The sequence below is a fragment of the Dietzia sp. B44 genome (assembly GCF_014145245.1).
GTDB lineage: Bacteria > Actinomycetota > Actinomycetes > Mycobacteriales > Mycobacteriaceae > Dietzia > Dietzia natronolimnaea.
In genome coordinates, this window is record NZ_JAALEF010000505.1 from 18699 (window position 1) to 36747 (window position 18049).

Annotated in this window: 19 protein-coding genes; 5 read left to right on the plus strand and 14 right to left on the minus strand. The window is 62.9% G+C overall.

Going from position 1 to position 18049, the window contains the following annotated elements:
* The 8 genes from G6017_RS17030 to G6017_RS15100 form a co-directional block, all read right to left on the minus strand.
* A partial coding sequence (locus tag G6017_RS17030; protein WP_347238027.1) for a transposase occupies positions 1-855 on the minus strand: 855 nt, incomplete at its 3' end.
* Between the two features lie 82 nt (positions 856-937).
* Positions 938-2200 carry a L,D-transpeptidase gene (locus G6017_RS15070; RefSeq protein WP_347238028.1) on the minus strand — a complete coding sequence of 421 codons (1263 nt, stop codon included), beginning with the start codon at positions 2198-2200 and terminating at the stop codon, positions 938-940.
* An 86-nt stretch (positions 2201-2286) separates the two neighbouring features.
* Complete coding sequence (locus G6017_RS15075; protein WP_524536311.1) at positions 2287-3096, minus strand: F510_1955 family glycosylhydrolase; 810 nt, start codon at positions 3094-3096, stop codon at positions 2287-2289.
* Positions 3097-3239: 143 nt separating this feature from the next.
* Positions 3240-3893 (minus strand): DUF305 domain-containing protein, encoded by a 654-nt coding sequence (locus G6017_RS15080; RefSeq protein ID WP_523509692.1) that lies wholly within the window; start codon positions 3891-3893, stop codon positions 3240-3242.
* Positions 3894-3948: 55 nt separating this feature from the next.
* Positions 3949-5499, minus strand: a complete 1551-nt coding sequence (locus tag G6017_RS15085) for a multicopper oxidase family protein (RefSeq protein ID WP_347238029.1) — start codon at positions 5497-5499, stop codon at positions 3949-3951.
* Positions 5486-5776 (minus strand): hypothetical protein, encoded by a 291-nt coding sequence (locus tag G6017_RS15090; protein ID WP_146166336.1) that lies wholly within the window; start codon positions 5774-5776, stop codon positions 5486-5488. The genes G6017_RS15085 and G6017_RS15090 overlap by 14 nt, the downstream gene beginning before the upstream one ends.
* Before the next feature lie 74 nt (positions 5777-5850).
* On the minus strand, positions 5851-6705 hold the full coding sequence (locus tag G6017_RS15095; RefSeq protein ID WP_107746580.1) for a cytochrome c biogenesis CcdA family protein: 855 nt from the start codon (positions 6703-6705) through the stop codon (positions 5851-5853).
* A complete protein-coding gene (locus tag G6017_RS15100) occupies positions 6702-7355 on the minus strand; it encodes a TlpA disulfide reductase family protein (RefSeq protein WP_235027362.1) in 654 nt (217 codons plus the stop codon). Before G6017_RS15100 ends, G6017_RS15095 begins: the two co-directional genes overlap by 4 nt.
* Before the next feature lie 241 nt (positions 7356-7596).
* On the opposite strand from G6017_RS15100, the gene G6017_RS15105 reads away from it, so the two are divergent.
* The 3 genes from G6017_RS15105 (at position 7597) to G6017_RS15115 (ending at position 10659) form a co-directional block, all read left to right on the plus strand.
* Positions 7597-8481 carry a cation diffusion facilitator family transporter gene (locus G6017_RS15105; protein WP_241731126.1) on the plus strand — a complete coding sequence of 295 codons (885 nt, stop codon included), beginning with the start codon at positions 7597-7599 and terminating at the stop codon, positions 8479-8481.
* A 270-nt stretch (positions 8482-8751) separates the two neighbouring features.
* Positions 8752-9495 carry a M23 family metallopeptidase gene (locus G6017_RS15110; protein WP_081615259.1) on the plus strand — a complete coding sequence of 248 codons (744 nt, stop codon included), beginning with the start codon at positions 8752-8754 and terminating at the stop codon, positions 9493-9495.
* 195 nt (positions 9496-9690) lie between these two features.
* A complete protein-coding gene (locus G6017_RS15115; protein ID WP_227022437.1) occupies positions 9691-10659 on the plus strand; it encodes an SURF1 family cytochrome oxidase biogenesis protein in 969 nt (322 codons plus the stop codon).
* A gap of 158 nt (positions 10660-10817) precedes the next feature.
* Here G6017_RS15115 and lnt read toward each other — a convergent pair whose 3' ends face one another.
* The 3 genes from lnt to G6017_RS15130 form a co-directional block, all read right to left on the minus strand.
* A complete protein-coding gene (gene lnt, locus G6017_RS15120) occupies positions 10818-12296 on the minus strand; it encodes an apolipoprotein N-acyltransferase (RefSeq protein WP_235027363.1) in 1479 nt (492 codons plus the stop codon).
* Between the two features lie 313 nt (positions 12297-12609).
* Positions 12610-12975, minus strand: coding sequence for a cytochrome b5 domain-containing protein (locus G6017_RS15125; protein ID WP_017836387.1), 366 nt, complete (start codon positions 12973-12975; stop codon positions 12610-12612).
* Positions 12972-13466 (minus strand): COX15/CtaA family protein, encoded by a 495-nt coding sequence (locus G6017_RS15130; protein ID WP_223210127.1) that lies wholly within the window; start codon positions 13464-13466, stop codon positions 12972-12974. Before G6017_RS15130 ends, G6017_RS15125 begins: the two co-directional genes overlap by 4 nt.
* 585 nt (positions 13467-14051) lie before the next feature.
* Here G6017_RS15130 and G6017_RS17370 point away from each other — a divergent pair.
* Complete coding sequence (locus G6017_RS17370; RefSeq protein ID WP_182611321.1) at positions 14052-14678, plus strand: M23 family metallopeptidase; 627 nt, start codon at positions 14052-14054, stop codon at positions 14676-14678.
* 1 nt (position 14679) lies between these two features.
* Here G6017_RS17370 and G6017_RS15140 read toward each other — a convergent pair whose 3' ends face one another.
* Positions 14680-15837 (minus strand): sensor histidine kinase, encoded by a 1158-nt coding sequence (locus G6017_RS15140; RefSeq protein ID WP_107746584.1) that lies wholly within the window; start codon positions 15835-15837, stop codon positions 14680-14682.
* Positions 15834-16532 (minus strand): winged helix-turn-helix domain-containing protein, encoded by a 699-nt coding sequence (locus tag G6017_RS15145; protein WP_017836391.1) that lies wholly within the window; start codon positions 16530-16532, stop codon positions 15834-15836. Before G6017_RS15145 ends, G6017_RS15140 begins: the two co-directional genes overlap by 4 nt.
* A 367-nt stretch (positions 16533-16899) precedes the next feature.
* On the opposite strand from G6017_RS15145, the gene G6017_RS15150 reads away from it, so the two are divergent.
* Entirely contained in the window at positions 16900-17532 is a 633-nt protein-coding gene (locus G6017_RS15150; RefSeq protein WP_241731127.1) for a cytochrome c biogenesis protein ResB, read from the plus strand.
* A 97-nt stretch (positions 17533-17629) separates the two neighbouring features.
* Here the strand turns inward: G6017_RS15150 and G6017_RS17040 are convergent.
* The coding region (locus G6017_RS17040; RefSeq protein ID WP_241731585.1) for a transposase at positions 17630-18049 on the minus strand (420 nt) is incomplete at its 5' end.

Sequence of the window (18049 nt, forward strand, 5' to 3'; positions counted from 1 at the left end):
TCGGATGTCGCCGGAGGGATTCAATGCCGGCCCCCACGCAGCCTCTGGGCAGATCGCGATGGCCCGGCGTAGCGGGGCGGTGATGGAGAACCCGACCGAGTACTCCACCCGTCGACCGCGGATGCCGTTCTGTTCGGTGATCCAATCCAGAAGGTCATGGGAGGCGCCTGCACCGTCGGATCGAATCAGCAGGTCACGGCGGTGAGCGGCGGGGATCTGCGCGATCGCCTGGCCCAGGACGTCGATGTGGTCAGCCGCGGTGTTGGACCCGGCATTGCCCGGGCGCAGGCTCGCGGCGAGGAACTCCCCTGTGTTGTCGCACCACACACCGATCGGGTGGTACCCGAACGTGCGCTTGTACGTCGGTGCGGCGTTCTCTTTTTCGCTGTGGGTGACCACGATCGTGGCGTCCACATCGAGCACGACCGTCGATCCCAGATCCCGCCCCGCACACGCCGATGCGGGCACCCCGCCGGGCAGGCGGGACCACACGTGACGGCGGGTGCGGGCACGCGCTACCTGGATCTTCTTGCGCTTGCCGGCGGTGATCTCATCGAGTGTGCGCCACACCGTCGGGGCCGAGGCTACCGGGCCCAGGGCCTCGGATTGGTGGCGCAGGACGCCGATGTCTGAGATGGATTCGCCGCCATCGGCGAGCATCACCGCGACGTCGATCAGCACCCGGCCGCGGTCGTGGATCGGGATGAACCGGCGGCGGGCCATGGCCCCTGACAGTTCAGTTGTCAGCCCCACCTGATCAGCCAGAAGGCGTGGTGCGATGGCTCCGGCGTGGGAGATCACCCCGACACCATCAGCAGTAACGGACAGGCCAGACGACCACGACGTACGCTTCACCTACCGAGTGCTTTCTGCTGGCGAACATGGAACCTTCGACAAGTCCCAGTTTCCCCTGTTCAGGAAGCACTTCGGCCTATTTTCACCCAGCGATCCGCAGATCCCCGTGAATCACCCGGGCTAGGTCGGCATTTCCAGCACGCCAGGTTTCCCACGGGATGTTCCAGTCGCCCAGCCCGTCGGTCCCGGGAAGCGTCGGTCCGACGGTATTGATGACCTTGACCACGTCGCCCCGGTTGCTGCTGTTCTGGAACGACTTGGCGTAGGCGTCGGTGACATTGATACAGCCGTTACTGACGTTGGTGAAGCCCTGTTGTTCAACGGACCATGGGGCGGCATGGACGTAGATCCCGCTGTAGGACATCTGGGTGGCCCAGTTGACTGAAAGCCGGTAGCCGTCGGCCGAGTCGACCGGCACACCAAACGTCGATGAATCCATGATGAGCGATTCGTATCGGTCGCCGATGTAGTAGGTGCCGTTCGGGGTGGGTGTCGATGCCTTTCCTAGTGAGACCGGGCTACTGCTGACGACCTCGCCATTGATTCGGGTCGTCATTGTCTTGGTGTTGTCGTCGATCGTGGTGATGACCTCGTCGCCGATCGTGAAGTTGCTGTTTGCGTCCTGGGCTCCGTAAAGGCCTTCGCCCATATCGGTGCCGTAGATGTTGACGTCGACGTCGACCTCGGTGCCCGGTGCCCAGAATTCGGCGGGGCGCCAGCGAACCTCCGAGGGCGACACCCAGTAGAAGGCTCCTTCGACGGCGGGGGTCGTGGTGACCTCGATGGCGTCCTGGACGGCCTTACGGTCGCCGACGGCGGACTCGAAACGCACCGCGACCGGCTGCGCGATACCTACCGTGTGGCCCTGACCGGTCACCAGGCTCGCGCTGGTGGTCGAGTTCGGGACCACGGTGCTGAACGAGGACGAGTCTGTAATCGTCTCACCGTCGTCGTTAGTAGCGCTCGCCTCGATCGAGTAATCCCGGTTGTAGCCCAGAGTCTCGGTGGTGCGCCACTGGGAGCGTTCCGCGTTGAACTCGCCTTCGACCTCGCGGCCTTCTTCGTTTGTGACCGTGACATCGTCGAACGCACCGTCTGTCACATCCAAGACGATCGGTTCCCGCGGCGTCGCGGCCACTGTCCCATCTTCGAACGAGGTGTGAATGACGGCCGCAGCGGCGGGGGCTTCTTTCGGTGCAGCGGCCGTCGAGGTGTCCTCGGTATCTCCGATCGTGCACGCGCTCAGCCCTACTGCGGCCACCAAGGCCACCGCGACCGAGGCAAGCCGTTTCGCCGGTGTGCGCTCTGGTGCGGCTCCGCCTGCGAGCATCGCTTCTTTCCTCACCACTTCTCCCTCGAGTTCGTATGCGTTCTGACCGGTAGTTTCCATTCCGTCTTCGGTCGGCCTTGGTTTGCGCCGCCGACGACGTTTCAGGGAATCGTTAATGTATGAAATGACCGTCCATCAGCAGCGTAGGCAGTGTCCTGGTCCGCGGCGATGATGGCTTCGACATCACCGACAACTGGTCCCTGCTGCCACTCATCGTCGTTGACGTTCTTGCGCCAGGCGGTGCCGTCGGTATCGATCCCCCAGAGGGTGCCGTCTTCGGCTGCAGATATCAGCAGGAGTTCGGGAGCAGCTGGTACTGATGCGAATGTGCGCCCGATGTCGGTGCTGAGTTGTAGGCCTCCTGCGGTTGTGGCCCAGATGCCCTCGTCGGTAATCGCCAATGCTCTCGCGGCCATCTCGATGCCGTCGGTCCAACTGACGCCCGAGTCGGTGGACGTTCGAATTCCGTTGGCGGTGTCGAATCCGACAAGGGTGTTTCCGTCAGTGGTCAGGGCGTGAAAGTCGACTTCGCCGGAGAGGGATTTCGTCGCCCACGACTGGCCGCCGTCGACACTCTCGATGAGTCCGAGAGGATTGGGGGCGGAGCTTGACGGGCCAGGATGGCCCGAAGCGTAGAGGTTATCCGTCCCGGGCGCGCCTGTGAGCCCCATGAAGTCGTCGTCGGCGTCGCCGACGCGGGTGGTCGCGCCATCGGGGTTGAGGACGAAAAGCCCCGTATGCGTGCCGGCCAGCACCCTTCCCTCAGCATCGAGGTGGAGTCCGTGCACATGGTCAAGCGCGGGTGTTAATGCGGTGCCGACCGTCGATGAGGCGTCCCCGGATTCGGGTGCTGGCGTCTGCTGCGGGCTCGAACACGCGGTCGCGATGAGAGCCGATGCAAGGATGGCTATTGGGGTCCAGGCCCGCTTTCGGTGCGAAAGCATGAGTGCGTATCTCGTTTCTGGCAGGGACAAGAAAATGTGTTGATGCCCAGACGGTCTCCGGCGGGGTCGGACTGCCATCGACCCCGCCGGGAATGCGAGCCTTCGTTTTTTTACATGGAGTCGAGCATCTGCTGCATGGTGTCGATTTCCTGCTGCTGGGTGTCGATGATGGTTTGCGCCAGGTCGACAGCCGGCGGGTACGTGCCGTTCTCGACCTGGTCTTCGGCCATGGCCACGGCGCCTTCGTGGTGGGCGATCATCTGGTTGAGGAACAACTCGGCAGCCTCAGGGCCGGGAGCGTCGGACAACAGCTGCAATTCCTCATCGGAGAGCATGCCCTCCATCTGCGCCATGTCATGGTCACCGCCCATGTCCATGTCCATGTCCATGCCTTCGGGCTGCGTCGGCTCTCCCCACTGCTCGAGCCAGTCGGTCAGCTGCGCGATCTCGGGCCCCTGGGCGGCCTTGATCTCCTCGGCCAGCGAGGTGACGTCGGCGGGGACATCATCCTTGGACAAGATGATGTCGCTCATCTCGATGGCTTGCTCATGGTGGGGGATCATCATCTGGGCGAACATCACGTCAGCCTCGGAATGCTGAGCTGACTCCTCTGCCTGCTCGGTGGTCGAACTCCCGCTGGTCGCAGTGGTCTCGACGGCGGTCGTGGTCTCGCTGGCCGTGTCGGTCTCGTCGCTGGTGCAGGCGGACAGCCCCAGCAGGACCGCGGCGGCAGCGGCGGTCATCACAAGCTTCTTTCGATTCATCTGGGTTCCCTTTCTTCTGCGGACTTTCGGGCCCGCGGGTGGATCACCTTGCCGGTCAGGCGAGGTAGGACAGAGTGGTCATCATCCCGGCCTCTTGGTGATAGGCGTTGTGGCAGTGCAACGCCCACTGGCCAGGATTATCGGTGTCGAACTCGATCTCAATAGTGCGCATCGGCCGAATCGTGACGGTATCTTTGCGAAGCCCGCTGTCCGCGAGCGCGAACGTATGTCCGTGCAGGTGCATCGGGTGGAACATGTCGGACATGTTCCGCATCCGCATTCGCACCCGCTCCCCACTGTTGACCTCCAGCGGCGCCGAATCCGGGTGGACTTGGCTGTTGAGGGTCCACCGGTACGGCGACATCGTCCCGCCCAGGTCGACGCTGTGGTACCGATCATGACTTTGGCTAGACAGACGTACTGCCTCGCTGGGGGATAAGTCGGTACCCAATAGCGGACGCCGGTCCACTTCGACTGGTCGGGAATTTGTCGGGAGATCGCCCGCTGCTGTACGTACGAGGGCCTGCGCGTGACCATCCTTGCCTTCGGGCTGAGCGAACAACGGGAACACGCCGTCGCCGAGCGTGACCACAACATCGAACCGTTCACCCATGCCGATCAGAAGGGAATCGGTGTCCTCGGGAAGCACGGGAAAGCCGTCGGTGTGAGTGACGGTCATCCGGTGCCCGCCAAGCGCTACCCGGAACGCGGTGTCGGCGCCGGCATTAACGAACCGGATGCGCACGCGTTGGCCCCGCGACGCTCTCCAGACGTAGGGGTCGACAGGGAGTCGCCCATTGATCAGAAAGTGCGGGTAGGTGACATCCCCGGCGCTGCCGAGGATGGGGGAGATCATCGACCCCTCACCCCCATGCATGTCCATCATGTCGTGGTCCATCCCCTGCATCCCGGCATCTGCGGTGTCGGCACCGATGCCCAGATCACGGGCGACATCGTCGGGAGTCCGACCGGTCCCATCGAGCCAGTCGTCAAGGACCACGAGCCATTCATGGTCGTAGTCGCCGGGCTCGTCCGGATCATCGATGATCACCACTCCGTACAGGCCCCGATCGAGTTGCAGACCCGAATGTGAGTGGTAAAAGTACGTGCCTGGGTCTGGGGCGGTGAAGTCGTAGGTGAACGTGGTGCCTGGTGCGATCGGGTCCTGTGTCAACCCGGGAACCCCGTCCATGTCGTTGCTCATGGCGATCCCGTGCCAGTGCACGCTGGTCTCCTGTGGCAGCTGGTTGTCCACGGTGATCTGCAGCCGATCTCCAGCTTGGGCCCGCACCAGTGGGCCTGGCAATTGTTGGTCATATCCCCACGTTGAGACAACGCGGCCACCCAGATCAACATCGACCGGACGGGGGGTCAACTGCGCGGATACCACCGTTTGGCCGGGGGAGCGTCGCTCCTGTTCAAGCCGCCTCACGAGATCTGACGAGGCTCCCACGGGACTGCCCGTGGCTGATCCGGAACCAGAACATGCAGTCAGAGCGCCGGCGCCGGCGAGAAGCGATCCGGCCAAGCAGGACCGGCGGGAGACCAGCACGCGCGGCGCACGGCTTAGCGCACCTGCCCGCCCCGTGGCGTCAGCGTTCATCATGATCGACGCTTCGCGAAGTCGCGGTCCCTGCGGGAGATGCGAATGAGATACCGGAAGAGACGACCCCATTAGCAGGAGAGTGCGGCCCGCGCAGGTGCCGATGCCCTCCAAAAAGACTGGTCGCCAAGGCCAGAACCATCGCCCAGAAACCGAGTACGAACGCGATCAACAGAACGATGTCGATCCAGTTCACACCGTAAAGCCACCCCATCATACTCAACTCCTCGCCTGTCTTAGAAACTCGATTCTGCGGTGTGAACTGCGAGATCTGGGTCATCGTTTCGTCAAGATCTGATCAAGGTTCTTCTCTGACAAGCTCGACTCGAGTTGGGAGAGGCCATCGGAGCACTGTCAGATCGGCAGAGTGGTGTCGGAGACGGCGAAGTCGCGGAGCCAGTACACGAACTGCGTCCAAATGCCGCTGAGCAGCAAGATTCCGACGACGATGAGCATGATGCCGCCGACGATCTGAATCGTTCGCGTGTGTCGTTGCAGCCAGCCCACTGTGCGGATGGCTCTCGTCGAACCGAAGGCCACCACAATGAAAGGCAGTCCGAGCCCCAGGCAGTACGCCACGATGAGCAGTACTCCGCGTGCGGCGTCGAGTCCGGTTCCGGCGGCAACTGACAACGCCGCTGCCAGAGTCGGTCCGAGACACGGCGTCCATCCCAGGGCGAAGACGGCGCCAAGTAGCGGCGCGCCCGCCCAGGTGGAAAGTGCTTTCGGCTGCATTCGAGTGTCCCTCTGGAGGGCGGGTATGGCCCCGATGAACACCAGTCCCATCAAGATGGTCACCACACCGCCGAGCCGTTGCAGCAATTCTTGCCGGGGGGCGAGGTATTGCACGGTGCCCAGCACCATCGCCGACAGCAGTACGAAGACCACCGTGAATCCAGCAACGAATAGCACCGCGGCGAGGACGACTCGTCGTCGCGATGACACCCGCTGACGCTGCTGTTCAAGAGTGAGCGAGCTGGCTTCGGCGCGGCGTTGCTCGGCGGCCTGCACAGTCACCGCCGGGCGCTCTGCACCCACGATGCTGGCCATATATGCCAGATACCCGGGCACGAGCGGGACTACGCACGGCGAGGCGAACGAGACGAGTCCAGCGAGGACACATGCTCCCAACGCGAGCAGCAGAGGTCCGGAGGCAGCAGTTTGTTGGAACGTCTGGCCAATAGATTGCGCAATCAGCACCGTGTTCATGCAGCGTCGCTTTCAGCAGGCTCGGCCAGCAGTCTCTCGATGACCGGCTCCAACTGGGTGTCGGTGACCTCTGCTAGATACACCGCAGCGACTCGGTGCTGTTTGTCGAGAATCAGTGTCGCTGGCACCACCGAGGTGGGGAAACCATGTAGCGCCGCCACCGCGGCCTGCGACGGGTCCCAAATTGAGGGATAGGTGACCCCGTTGTCCTCGATGAAGTCGACAGGCTTTTGCCGATTCGGGTCCCGCAAGTTGACGCCGAGATTGGTGAAGCCTTGCGCCTGGTACTTGTCCTGCAGTCGCTGCAGGTCGTCGGTTTCCGTCCGGCAGGGCGCACACCACTGACCCCACAGGTTGATCAGCACCACCTCGCCAGGAAAGTCTGCGACCGCCACAGTGGCCTCCGGATCTACTACTTCCGGGCCAGACATCGGAGCGATCTTCTGGCGGTCCGCCGGCGGATCATAGAAGATCTCAATCTGGCCGCCCGGGCTGACAAAATCGAACGTCTCACCTGAAGCGACGGCATCAGTGCCGCTAGCGCAGCCAGTAAGTACAAGCGAACTCACCACCACTGCGGCCAGTTGGCATCTTGCCCGTCTGCCCCAGCTACCGGGCTGCGCACCCTTGCCGAACACATCCGTCGTCATCACAGCATCAGCACCACTCTTGCCTGCACAGTCACACCGGACGATTGTGCCGCCCCTACCCCATTGGTTCGGTCGGGGTTCGATGAAGGTCTGATCAAGATTCCCGAGAGAAGCTGTGGGCGCCGCGAGACCGATGCACAGTGTGCAGCTGACACGAGAACCGGATTCCGAGTGCAAAAAGGAGACCCCCATGGCACATGGGCATGGTGGACACGGGCAGGTGCAGGCTCGTGGGTGGGGCATGGCTATCTCGGCCTGGCTGACGGGAATCTACTTCGTCATCGAGTTGGCGATCGGGCTGTGGACCGGCTCGGTTGCGGTGATCTCGGACGCTTTTCACACCTTCTCGGCGGTCGGTGGTGTCCTAGTCGCCATCTTCGCTGCTCGACTCGCCCGCCGCCCCGCAGACGAGAATCGCAGCTTTGGCTGGTACCGCGCCGAGATCGTAGGCGCGCTGGTCAATGGCGGTTTCCTGCTAATCATGGCGATGGTGGTGATCGTGATGGCTGCCATGCGCATGAATGATCCGGTTGACCTGCCCACGACGCCCATGCTGTGGGCAGCCGCGGGAGGCTTGCTTACCGAAATCGTCGCCCTGAGCCTGATCTGGAAACAAAGCCGCAGCGACATGAACGTTCGTGGCGCGTTGTGGCACATCATCCAGACCTTCGTCGGCAGCCTGCTCATCATCGTCACCGCACTAGTGATCAAGTTCACCGGGTTCTTGCTGATCGATCCGCTGCTCGGTTTGGCGTTCGGCTTCGTGCTTGTATGGGCAAGCTGGAGCATCCTGCGCGACGCCACCCATCTGCTCATGGAGGGCACACCCGACGAGGTCTACCTGTCTGACGTGACTGAAGACCTGGCAGCGATAGATGGGGTGGAAGACGTCCATCATGCCCATGCTTGGGCACTAACCAGTGGACGTTTCGTGTTCTCCGGCCACCTGCGCACCTCCGCAAGCGCCGATCCGCAGATCGTTCTCCAATCCGCCTCCAACCTGCTTCAAGCTCGGTACCGCTTCTTCTTTTCTACTGTGCAGGTGGAGACCGACTGTCCCGACGAGACTGCGGCATCAGCGATCGACATCACACGTGCGGCGGGTACGAGGAGGGGGCAGGAGTAAGGACCTTGATCCTGCTTGCGTTGATCGCGGTCTAGTCACCCGGGACGATTGCGGGGTGGCCCCGACCGGACCGCATCCGAACCAAAAATCACGTCGGGGTAACGGTCGGGCGATGCCGTAGATGACTAACAAATGGCGTATGAACTGCTGATTTCTGGATTCTCAGGAAACTCTCCGTGACCGGACGATATGCAACTGTTACCGTTTCGGGAGTCTCCAGTGGTCGTCGGTATGAAGCTGCGACCATCGCTTAAGTTGAAGGAATCAATCATGTCGAGCTCCTCCAAGAGCGTTCCGTTCGCCGATCTCATGGACTCGCTTGGTGTGGGCCACCGCATCTCTGCTGGTGGGCGTCATCGCGCCAACCGATCCAGGGGAGTGGGCCGGATCGCCGCCACCACGCTGGCTGGCGCCGCAATCGCCGGTGGCGCGGCGCTTAGTGTCGCCCCTGTGGCCGCTGCCCAATCGTCTGATCCCGAGCACGTCGGACAGATGGTCGAAGAGGCTGCCGCCCGCTATGGCATCGGAGCTGACGCGGTCCGCCAGTATGCAAGTCAGGCCCCCGGGCTGAGCCAGGCGCTCGGATTCGATACTGCTCAGTCGTCGTCTTCGGCGTTTTCGGTCGCCAGCCAAGCTCACAGGCCGACTGATGGAACGATCACCTCTGGCTTCGGCTCGCGGTGGGGCGCTAACCACAATGGCACCGACATCGCTGCGCCGATCGGCACACCCTTGTATGCAGCCAAGTCCGGCACGGTCGTGGCCTCCGGCCCCGCTTCCGGTTATGGGTTATGGATTCGCATCAAGACCGATGACGGCTATCTCTTGGAGTATGGCCACAACAATGCCAACTACGTCACCGAAGGCCAGCAGGTCACCGCCGGCCAGGTGATCGGTGAAGTCGGTAACCGTGGCTACTCGACTGGTCCGCATGTGCACTTCGGCGTACAGAATCCCGCCGGCCAGTGGATCGACTCGGTGTCATGGTTGGCCGCGAACGGCGTCGTCATCTGAGGACGTAGACAACGACCTGCTGCTCGACACTTCCGATCCAGGCCCGGATGCCACAATTCGGCACGCAACACGCTGATCTCGCCGGATCGGAACCATCCCTGCCGACAGTGGCGGGAGGCGGGCACGATTAATGATCGCCGGAGCTGGTGCCGACAGGAGGGCCCCGATGCCGACCGTCCTACCACCACGCCTACCGTGAACGGCGTGCAGAGGGTCTTTCGCGTGATGACGCCGGGGTGGTTGATTTCCTTCATCGCCGTCGCACTGTTCGTCTATACGTGCTTCACACTGTTGGCGCCATGGCAGTTAGGCAAGAACGAGGATTTGAAGACGCGCAATTCCCAACTTCTTCACAGCGTCGAAGCCGATCCAGTGCCGTTGACGGAATTGACGGCGCGGGACGCGCCGTTGGACGAATCCGAGTGGCATCGGGTCACAGTAACCGGTCGCTATCTGCCCGAAGACGAAGTGCTCTTGCGGCAGCAAGCTGTCGACGGGGAACAGGTTTACCAAGTTCTCACCGCATTTCGGACCGAGGGCGGCGATGATCTGCTTATTAATCGTGGATGGGTTCGCGTTGGCGAGAACAACACGGTGCCGACCTACCCGGCCGCGGTAGCCGATCCAGTGACCATCACCGCCAGGCTCAGAATGCCCACCGACACCCCGGCCGAACCGATAGTTCTGCACGATCGTCACATGGTGCGCTCCATTGAAACCTCGACGATCGGTCGGGTTCTGGATCTCGATCTTGCTGGCTATCATCTCCAGCTCCCCGGAGGCCAACCAGGATCACTCGAGCCAACTCCGATACCGGAAGTCGAGGCGGGTTCGTACCTGTCCTATGGGCTTCAATGGCTTGCATTCGGAGTTCTAGCGCCAATTGGGCTTGGCTACTTTCTGTGGAGTGAAATCCGGGAGCGGCGCCGCCAACGTAGCCAGGGCAACGACGAGCAAGGCAGCCTAGGCGACGGTGCTGTGGGACCTGGTGACAGGGATATCGATCCTGATGTCGTATCCGGTCATATTGCTGAGGTGGATGCGGCCACGGAGGCAGTGGCCCATGACCGCCTCGTAACGATGACCGTTCGTGATCGCTACGGCACCAGATTTGAGGCTGAACGCCGACGGCGTCTACGTCCGAGAAATAGGCTCGATTACTGAGTCCAATCCTCGAGCTGGCTCTCGCCCTTACCTCGCGGGAGCTCATCAATTTCTCGCCCTCGGCGCCCTGCCCGACATGCTCACGTTGAGCGCCTGCAGCCGGCCCGGCCGACGACGGGTCCGCTCCCGATATCGGCGCGCACTCATGGCCGGGGATCTCAGCCCCGCCGACGGCGGCTAGCAATCCACCCCACCAGCATCGCGAATACTGCGGTGACCGTGATGATGAGTTCAGGAATTGAACGTAATCGGGTGGCAAGTGTGAACTCGGTATTGAGCGGGACCTGTGCGACGAGGGCATCGGCAGTGAACATTTCGGTCTGCTCGAGCACATCGCCATTCGCCGCGATAATCGCGCTGACACCGCTGGTGGCCGCTACCACCACCGTGCGGTTGTGTTCGACAGCGCGCAGCCGCGACATCGCCAGCTGCTGATAGGTCATGTCGGTATCGCCGAAGGTTGCATTGTTCGTTGGTACCGCGATCAACTGCGCCCCCGACCGAACCGACTCGGCCACCAGATCATCGAACGCGACCTCATAACAGGTGGCCACAGCGAGCGGTGTCTCATCGATGGTCACCACACCATCGCCGTTACCGGGCACGAAGTTGCCCGCCTGCGCGGCATAAGGCGAAAGCTTGCTCACGATCGATCGCATTGGCAGATATTCACCAAATGGAACCAGTCGTCTTTTGTCGTGCGCATCGCCAGGTCCTGTTCCTTGCTCCCACACCAGCGCTGTATTTCGGGTGGTACCGGAGCCAGTGGACACCACCGCCCCCACAAGGATCGGAGCGCCGATTGCCTCTGTGGCCGCATCGATCTGTTCTGCAGCGTCGGCATTGCGAAACGGGTCGATGTCTGATGCGTTCTCCGGCCAGATCACCAGATCCGGTGCGGGCTTCACCCCCGCTGCGACCTCGGCGGCGAGAGCGTCGGTACGAGCCACATGATTGTCCAGTACAGCGCGCCGTTGCGCGTTGAAATCCAGACCGAGTCGGGGCACGTTGCCCTGGACTAGGGCAACCGTTTTAGAGGGGGTGGTGATTGGTGCGGTAGAGACGGGTATCGAGCCGAGTGCAGAGGCGGTCACAAGCACCGCCCCGAGTAGCAACACCGAGCGCCAGGCGGAGCGCCGAGCAAGTCCGACGACCACTGCAGCCGTCGCGCTGCCCACCAGTGCAACGGACAGGCTCACCCCTGGCGCCCCAGCGATCTGAGCGATCGCCAGCAATGGTCCATCAGTCTGACCGAACGCCAGCCGGCCCCAGGGAAACCCACCGAAGGGCAGGCGCGCTCGAACCGCTTCGGTGGCCACCCAGCAGCACGCGATCCACAGTGCAGCCCCGGGCAGCCGCGCCACCAGTGCGGTGGCCCCAGCGAAGACAGCGACTGCCACGGCCTGTAGCGCCGCTAATGCTAGCCAGGGGACAGCGCCGACATAAACCCCCACCCAGGGCAGTAAAGGTACGAAGAACCCGAGACCAGCCAGGTATCCCAATCCGAACGCGCCGCGCACGCCGATCCCTCGGACCGCCAGAACCAAAATGGCAAGACCGGCCGGGGCGAGAAACCACAAGGATAGAGGCGGGAAACTGGTGTACAGCAGTATTCCTGCGCCCAATGACGACACCATTCGACCAAGCGCACGGCCGACGGGGTGACTATTTAGCCACCGCCGAGAAGGCGTTGACCGCGGTTGATTTCGGGTAACCCCGCCCATCCTGAGGCCGACTGCTGGCAGTACCACCGATTGCGGCCCACGGTTCTTCTGTCGTGTTGTCATGTCACGCTCGCGAGGTGCGCTCTCGTCTTCCGCAGAGGTCGCGGGGGGAGCGAATCGAACCCGTTCACGGCCTCGCTGAGTCCACGCGCGCGGCCCCGGAGCGGGGCCCGGCACATGCCTCCGACCGGGACGCACAGAGCGGATCGGAAGCATATCTGCCGGGTCACCCGGCGAGCTGGCCGATCTGGAACTCGGCGAGCCGCGATTGTGGCTGGGACGCTCCACTGTGCTGGTCGGTGAAACTCTCTGTCCCGTCTGTGCCGCACAGCTGCTCGATCCGGTCCGGCCCGCCCGGGTGTTGGTCGACCCACGCGGTGAGGTCGTAGACGATGTTCTCGATCACGGTCCAACACGAGTCGGTCGAATCGTTCTGCTGGACCTCGGCCATCGTGACCTGTTTCTCGGCTCTCTCGCCCGTCTGGAGCTGCTCTGCCTGCTCTGGCGCGCCCGTGTCGTTCCCGGCGCAGCCCACAGCTAGGAGCAGGGCGGCGGTGGAGCCGGAGGCGGTGAGTGTCCTGCGCAGTCTCATTCGATCTCCTCGTATAGTGATCTACCGAAAGTCCAGGCGGCCAGCCACGTACACAGGACCGTGAGCACCAGTGCTACGCCGATGTGAAATGCCAAGGTCGAACTGCCCCCTAAGCTCGCTTGGGCGAACGTGGCCCCGAACAGGACGAGGGCGACGACTGCAGCCCAGCGACCTCGCCGTGTAGCCCACGCGCGCCACCCTAGAACCAGAGCCAGCACGCCGGTGAGGACATGAAGGGCGATGGCGGCCGAGCTGTGGACGTCCAGACTGGTGCCGTCCTGGACCAGCACCCCTGCCGAAGTGAAGAGGAGTCCGAGGGCGCTGACTGTCACTAACGCCACCGCTCGTGCGAGCAACAACAATCGTCCGGAAATCTGTAAATCTTGTGATCGCGACACTTTCCCTTTCTCGAGCTGCTCGTCCACTTCTTCGTGGTGGGAGGCGGCCGGCGACCCGCCCCACTTGTCCCCCAATGCCGCACGCACTGTCACATCTGGAGATTGTGCTGTGCTGACCTCTTGATTCGGTCGGGGTTTGATGAAGGTCTGATCAAGATCCCGGACGTGACGGTCGCTGACGCGGTGCTGAATTGGTGCGCGGCCAGTTGGGGTGAACCTGGGTGAAGCCTGTCAGGACGTCCAGCTTCCGAAGGCCTTCCCATGTCGCCCACGTAGTCCCTGACACTCGCAACAGGCAGCTTGATGAACGCTGCCAGAGGCTGTGGTCAGAGGGAGACTCTAGGCACGATGCACGCTTGAGGGAGCCGCTCCCGGTCGTTCTTCGACACGGGCGTGCAGGCCCCCACTTCTTGCGACGGGGACTCTGCTCGTCTAAGTTCGAGCAGAAGTCACATCACGAAACCATCACGGTATAGCGGCAGGGGAGACACGGCGGCAGTGGAGCGAAGACGTGCACGCCGCAAGGCACACCCTTTAACTGTCGACATCTGGGCGAGTTCTGGTCGCCCTCGAGGTGGCGGTACGCATCGCCAACCCTCCGCCCGGCCCGAGTTACGCGATCAGGTCGTCGTCGTCACGGTCGCCGCCGGGGCCATCGTGTCCTCGATAAGTTTTCTAGTGGACCAGCACACAGAGGCTGGTGGTGAGCACATTCACCTCATCGCGCACGAGGAGTCGATCAGTCCTGCTGGCCAGTCTGGAGACATAGCCCTTCCCCCGGCTGAACTGCCTGGGCCCGTTGCGGTGCAAGGCGACATCCCGCTGGAGAGCGCTGCCGCCATGGTGTCGTCATTGGCGGCAGGCACCGAAATCGACGCTCGCCGGCAAGTTGCCGAGGAGACCGCGCGCCGTCCAACAGCAGCGATGCCGACAGTCGGGACCCTCACGTCTGAGTTCGGCCAACGCTGGGGCTCGCTCCACGGCGGCATCGATATCGCAAACGTGATCGGAACCCCGATCGTGGCGGCGACTGACGGGACCGTCATCGATGCCGGCCCGGCGCAAGGGTTCGGCAATTGGGTCCGACTGCTGTCGGATGAGGGCACGATGACCGTTTATGGACACATGGAAGAGGTTCTCGTGTCCACCGGCCAGCGTGTACAGGCTGGACAGACGATTGCCCTCATGGGAAGTCGTGGCTTTTCCACCGGGTCGCACTTGCACTTCGAGGTGTGGTTGAACGAGGGACGGGAGCGCGCCGACCCCATCGAGTGGCTCCGGGAAAACGGTATCGCGACCAACTGAGTCAGCCCTTGGAGTGAGCCGGGGTCTGCGGTAAGGAGATCGTGAATCGGGCGCCGCGGCCGAGCCCGTCGCTGTGAACGCGGATATGGCCTTCGTGGGCTTCGACCAGTGCGCGAGTAATGGTGAGTCCGATGCCGCTTCCTCCGTGTGCCCGGTCGCGTGCGGTGTCGACGCGGTAGAAGCGGTCAAAAATGTGGTCGAGGTGCTGCGCTGCGATGCCTTCTCCAGTGTCGGCGATAGTGATCTCCACGTTCCCGTTGTGTAGGCGACTGGTGACGGTGACCATCCCACCTGAGTCGGTGTGGCGGAGCGCGTTGTGCAAAAGGTTGGTCAGGACCTGGTTGATTCGATCACTGTCGACAGTGATCGGTATTGCCTGATCAATACGTGCTTGGAGCAGCACATTTTTGTGCGAGTACTCGGGGCGCAGGGCGTCGATCGCGGCCGCGATGATGCTGCGAGTGTCGGTACCGATGGGGATGAGACGCGTGAGGTGTTCTTCGGCTCGGGACACCGCGCTGACGTCGTGAGCGAGCCGGCCTAGCCGACCAGTCGCGGTTCGCAGAATGCGCAGCGTGTCGTCGTCGAGTGCACGGACGCCGTCTTCGATTGCCTCAAGGTGGGATTCGAGCGTGGCCAGGGGAGTCCGCAACTCGTGTGCGAGATCTGAGAGCATCCGTCGGCGTGTGGTTTCGGTGGCATCTAGTCGTCGTGCCAGTTCGTTGAAGCTGGCGACAAGATCGTCGAATTCACGACCTATTCTCGGCTCGTGTACTCGTGAGTTGTATTCTCCACCGGAGATCTGCTGGACTGATCGGGTGACCGGGGTGATCGATCGTTGAACGCGGCGGGCGATGTAGCCGCTGACAGCCAGCGACAAGATCACCGATACCGCCAGTGCGATCGACCAAGACAGCATCATTGACGAGTTGAATGCCTCCTCCATATGGGCTGCTTCGGAGGAGTTCTGTGACAGTCCGGCCATCTCCAGATGCTCGTGGAAGATTCCGGGGGCAAGTATTGCGGCGACGACCCAGGCACTGACTGCGAAACCGATCATCACAAAAGCGAGCGCCGCCAGTAGCCGGGTACCGAAGGTGGCAGTGGTGAACCACCGCTTGAGGCGCGTCACGTTGTCACCCAGATCGATCCGGCTCACTGACCATCTCCGGTGCGGTAGCCGACACCGCGGACGGTGCGGATGTATGCGCCCCGGGACGCAGTGTCTCCGAGCTTGCGTCTGAGGTGCGCGATGTGGACATCAACAAGGTGCGTGTCGCCGACCCAGTCGGGCCCCCAGATCGCATTGATCAACTGCGTCCGGGACAGCACCAAGCCGGGGTCTCGCGTCAGTGCCGCCAAGAGGTCGAACTCGGTCCTGGTCAACTGGATCGGGGTGGTGTCGACGGTGACCTCGCGGCCTTCGACGTCGATTGCCAGTGCCCCAATCCTTCGCAGCTCTCTGTGATCGGAGGCCGCAGACGGGGAGCGTAAGGCCGTAGACGATCGAGGACGGCGCAGCATGACCTGGATGCGGGCCATGAGCTCTCGTGGGCTGAACGGTTTGGTCATGTAGTCGTCGGCTCCCACGGACAGTCCGATGAGGGTGTCGACCTCCTCGGTGCGGGCGGTGAGCATGACGACATACGCATCGGAGAAGGTGCGCAACTGGCGGCACACTTCGACGCCGTCCAGCCGCGGAAGACCGAGGTCTAGCACGACGACGTCGGGATCGACTTGCCGGATCAGGTCGACTGCGTCCTGCCCGTCATGAACGACCGTGAGGTCGAAGCCGTCACGAGTCAGATAGGTACCGATGAGGTCGGCGAGCTCACGCTCGTCTTCGACGACCATCGCCCGCAACCCTGCGGTCGCGCGAGTGGTCGGTGACTCACCTTCAGGTCCGGCGTCTCGAGAATCGGATGTGGACATAAGGCCAATCATCGTCGTAGGTCTGCCACTGGCGCCTACCGCGTGCTCGATCTTGATCAGACCTTCATCAAACCCCGACCGGATCAATGGGGTCGGCGAAGGACAATCTCCAGATGTGACTATGCGTGCTAGAGCGGTGCTGATGATGCTATGAAGCCGGCGACGCCCCACCGGAGCTGCCCCTCGATCCGGCTCGTCGCACCGGGAACGGCAGAGGGGACTCAAATCAGTGCCTAGGATAGCTCCGGTCACCGCGTTCATGCGCAACTCATGGCGCACTCTCACCGCGATGCGCACGGCATTGATTCTGCTATTTCTGCTGGCGGTGGCGGCGATACCGGGGGCACTCCTGCCGCAGCGCAGCCTCAACCAGGGAAACGTCAATCAGTACATCGCGGACAACGGCTGGCTGGGGGAGTTCTTTGACAAGCTCCAGCTGTTCGACGTGTTCTCCAGCTGGTGGTTCACAGCCGTGTACGTGTTGCTGTTTATATCCCTGGTGGGCTGCCTGACACCGCGGTCGATTGATCTGGTCAAACAACTCAAGGCCCCGCCGCCGCTCGCCCCGCGTAACCTTGCACGCCTGCCGCATCATGCGGCGTACCGGACCACGGCCACGCCGGAGCAGGCTGCGGACCAGGTCCAAAAGAGCCTCAAGGGCTGGCGGGTCCGTCGCAACAACGGGGACGGTCGCGTGTCGGGCAGCATCGAGCTGTCCGCGGAGCGCGGATATGCGCGCGAGGTGGGCAACATCGTATTCCACTTCGGCTTGCTGTTCCTGCTGATCGCGTTCGCGGCCGGCAAGTTCGTGTACGCGGAGGGCATGCGGGTGATCATCGCCAACGAGGAAGCGCCGGCCTTCTGCAACACCACGCCTAGCCCCGCTGATTCATGGAGTGTGAGGAAGGCTTCTGCCGGGTGACGGTGGGTGCGATTGCGTCTATGGGCGTGCGGGAGCGCCGGCTGGCGCTGCCGGTGGCGGGTCTCCGGGTGGTGCTGTCGTGGGCGGGCAGGTGAGGTCAGGCGGGTTTGGGGATCGCGGCGATCGTGCTGAACACGGCGACGATAGCGACCGCCCAGGGCCACGTTTCGGGGATTTTCACTCTTCGTCGTCGCCCGCTGCGGGCCAGTCGGGCCGCGGCGTGGAGGAAGCGGTAGCGCAGCGCCTTTGGCTCGCACAACGCCAGGACTGCGGCGTCGCCGGTACAGGCCAGCATCCGAGTCCAGGCCACGAGGTCAGCGGCGAGCATCACCGCCACCAGCCACGCCTGGTTGAGGGCGAACTCCCGGGAGGGAAGCCGGCCGAGCCCGGTGTCTTTGGCGTGTCGGATCCGGTCCTCCACTCGGGCGTGAGCCCGGTGCCTGGCCTCGAGGAATTGGAGCTGGCCGGTGGCGGTGTTGGTGACAAACGCCTGGTAGCGCCACCCGTCGATCTCCTC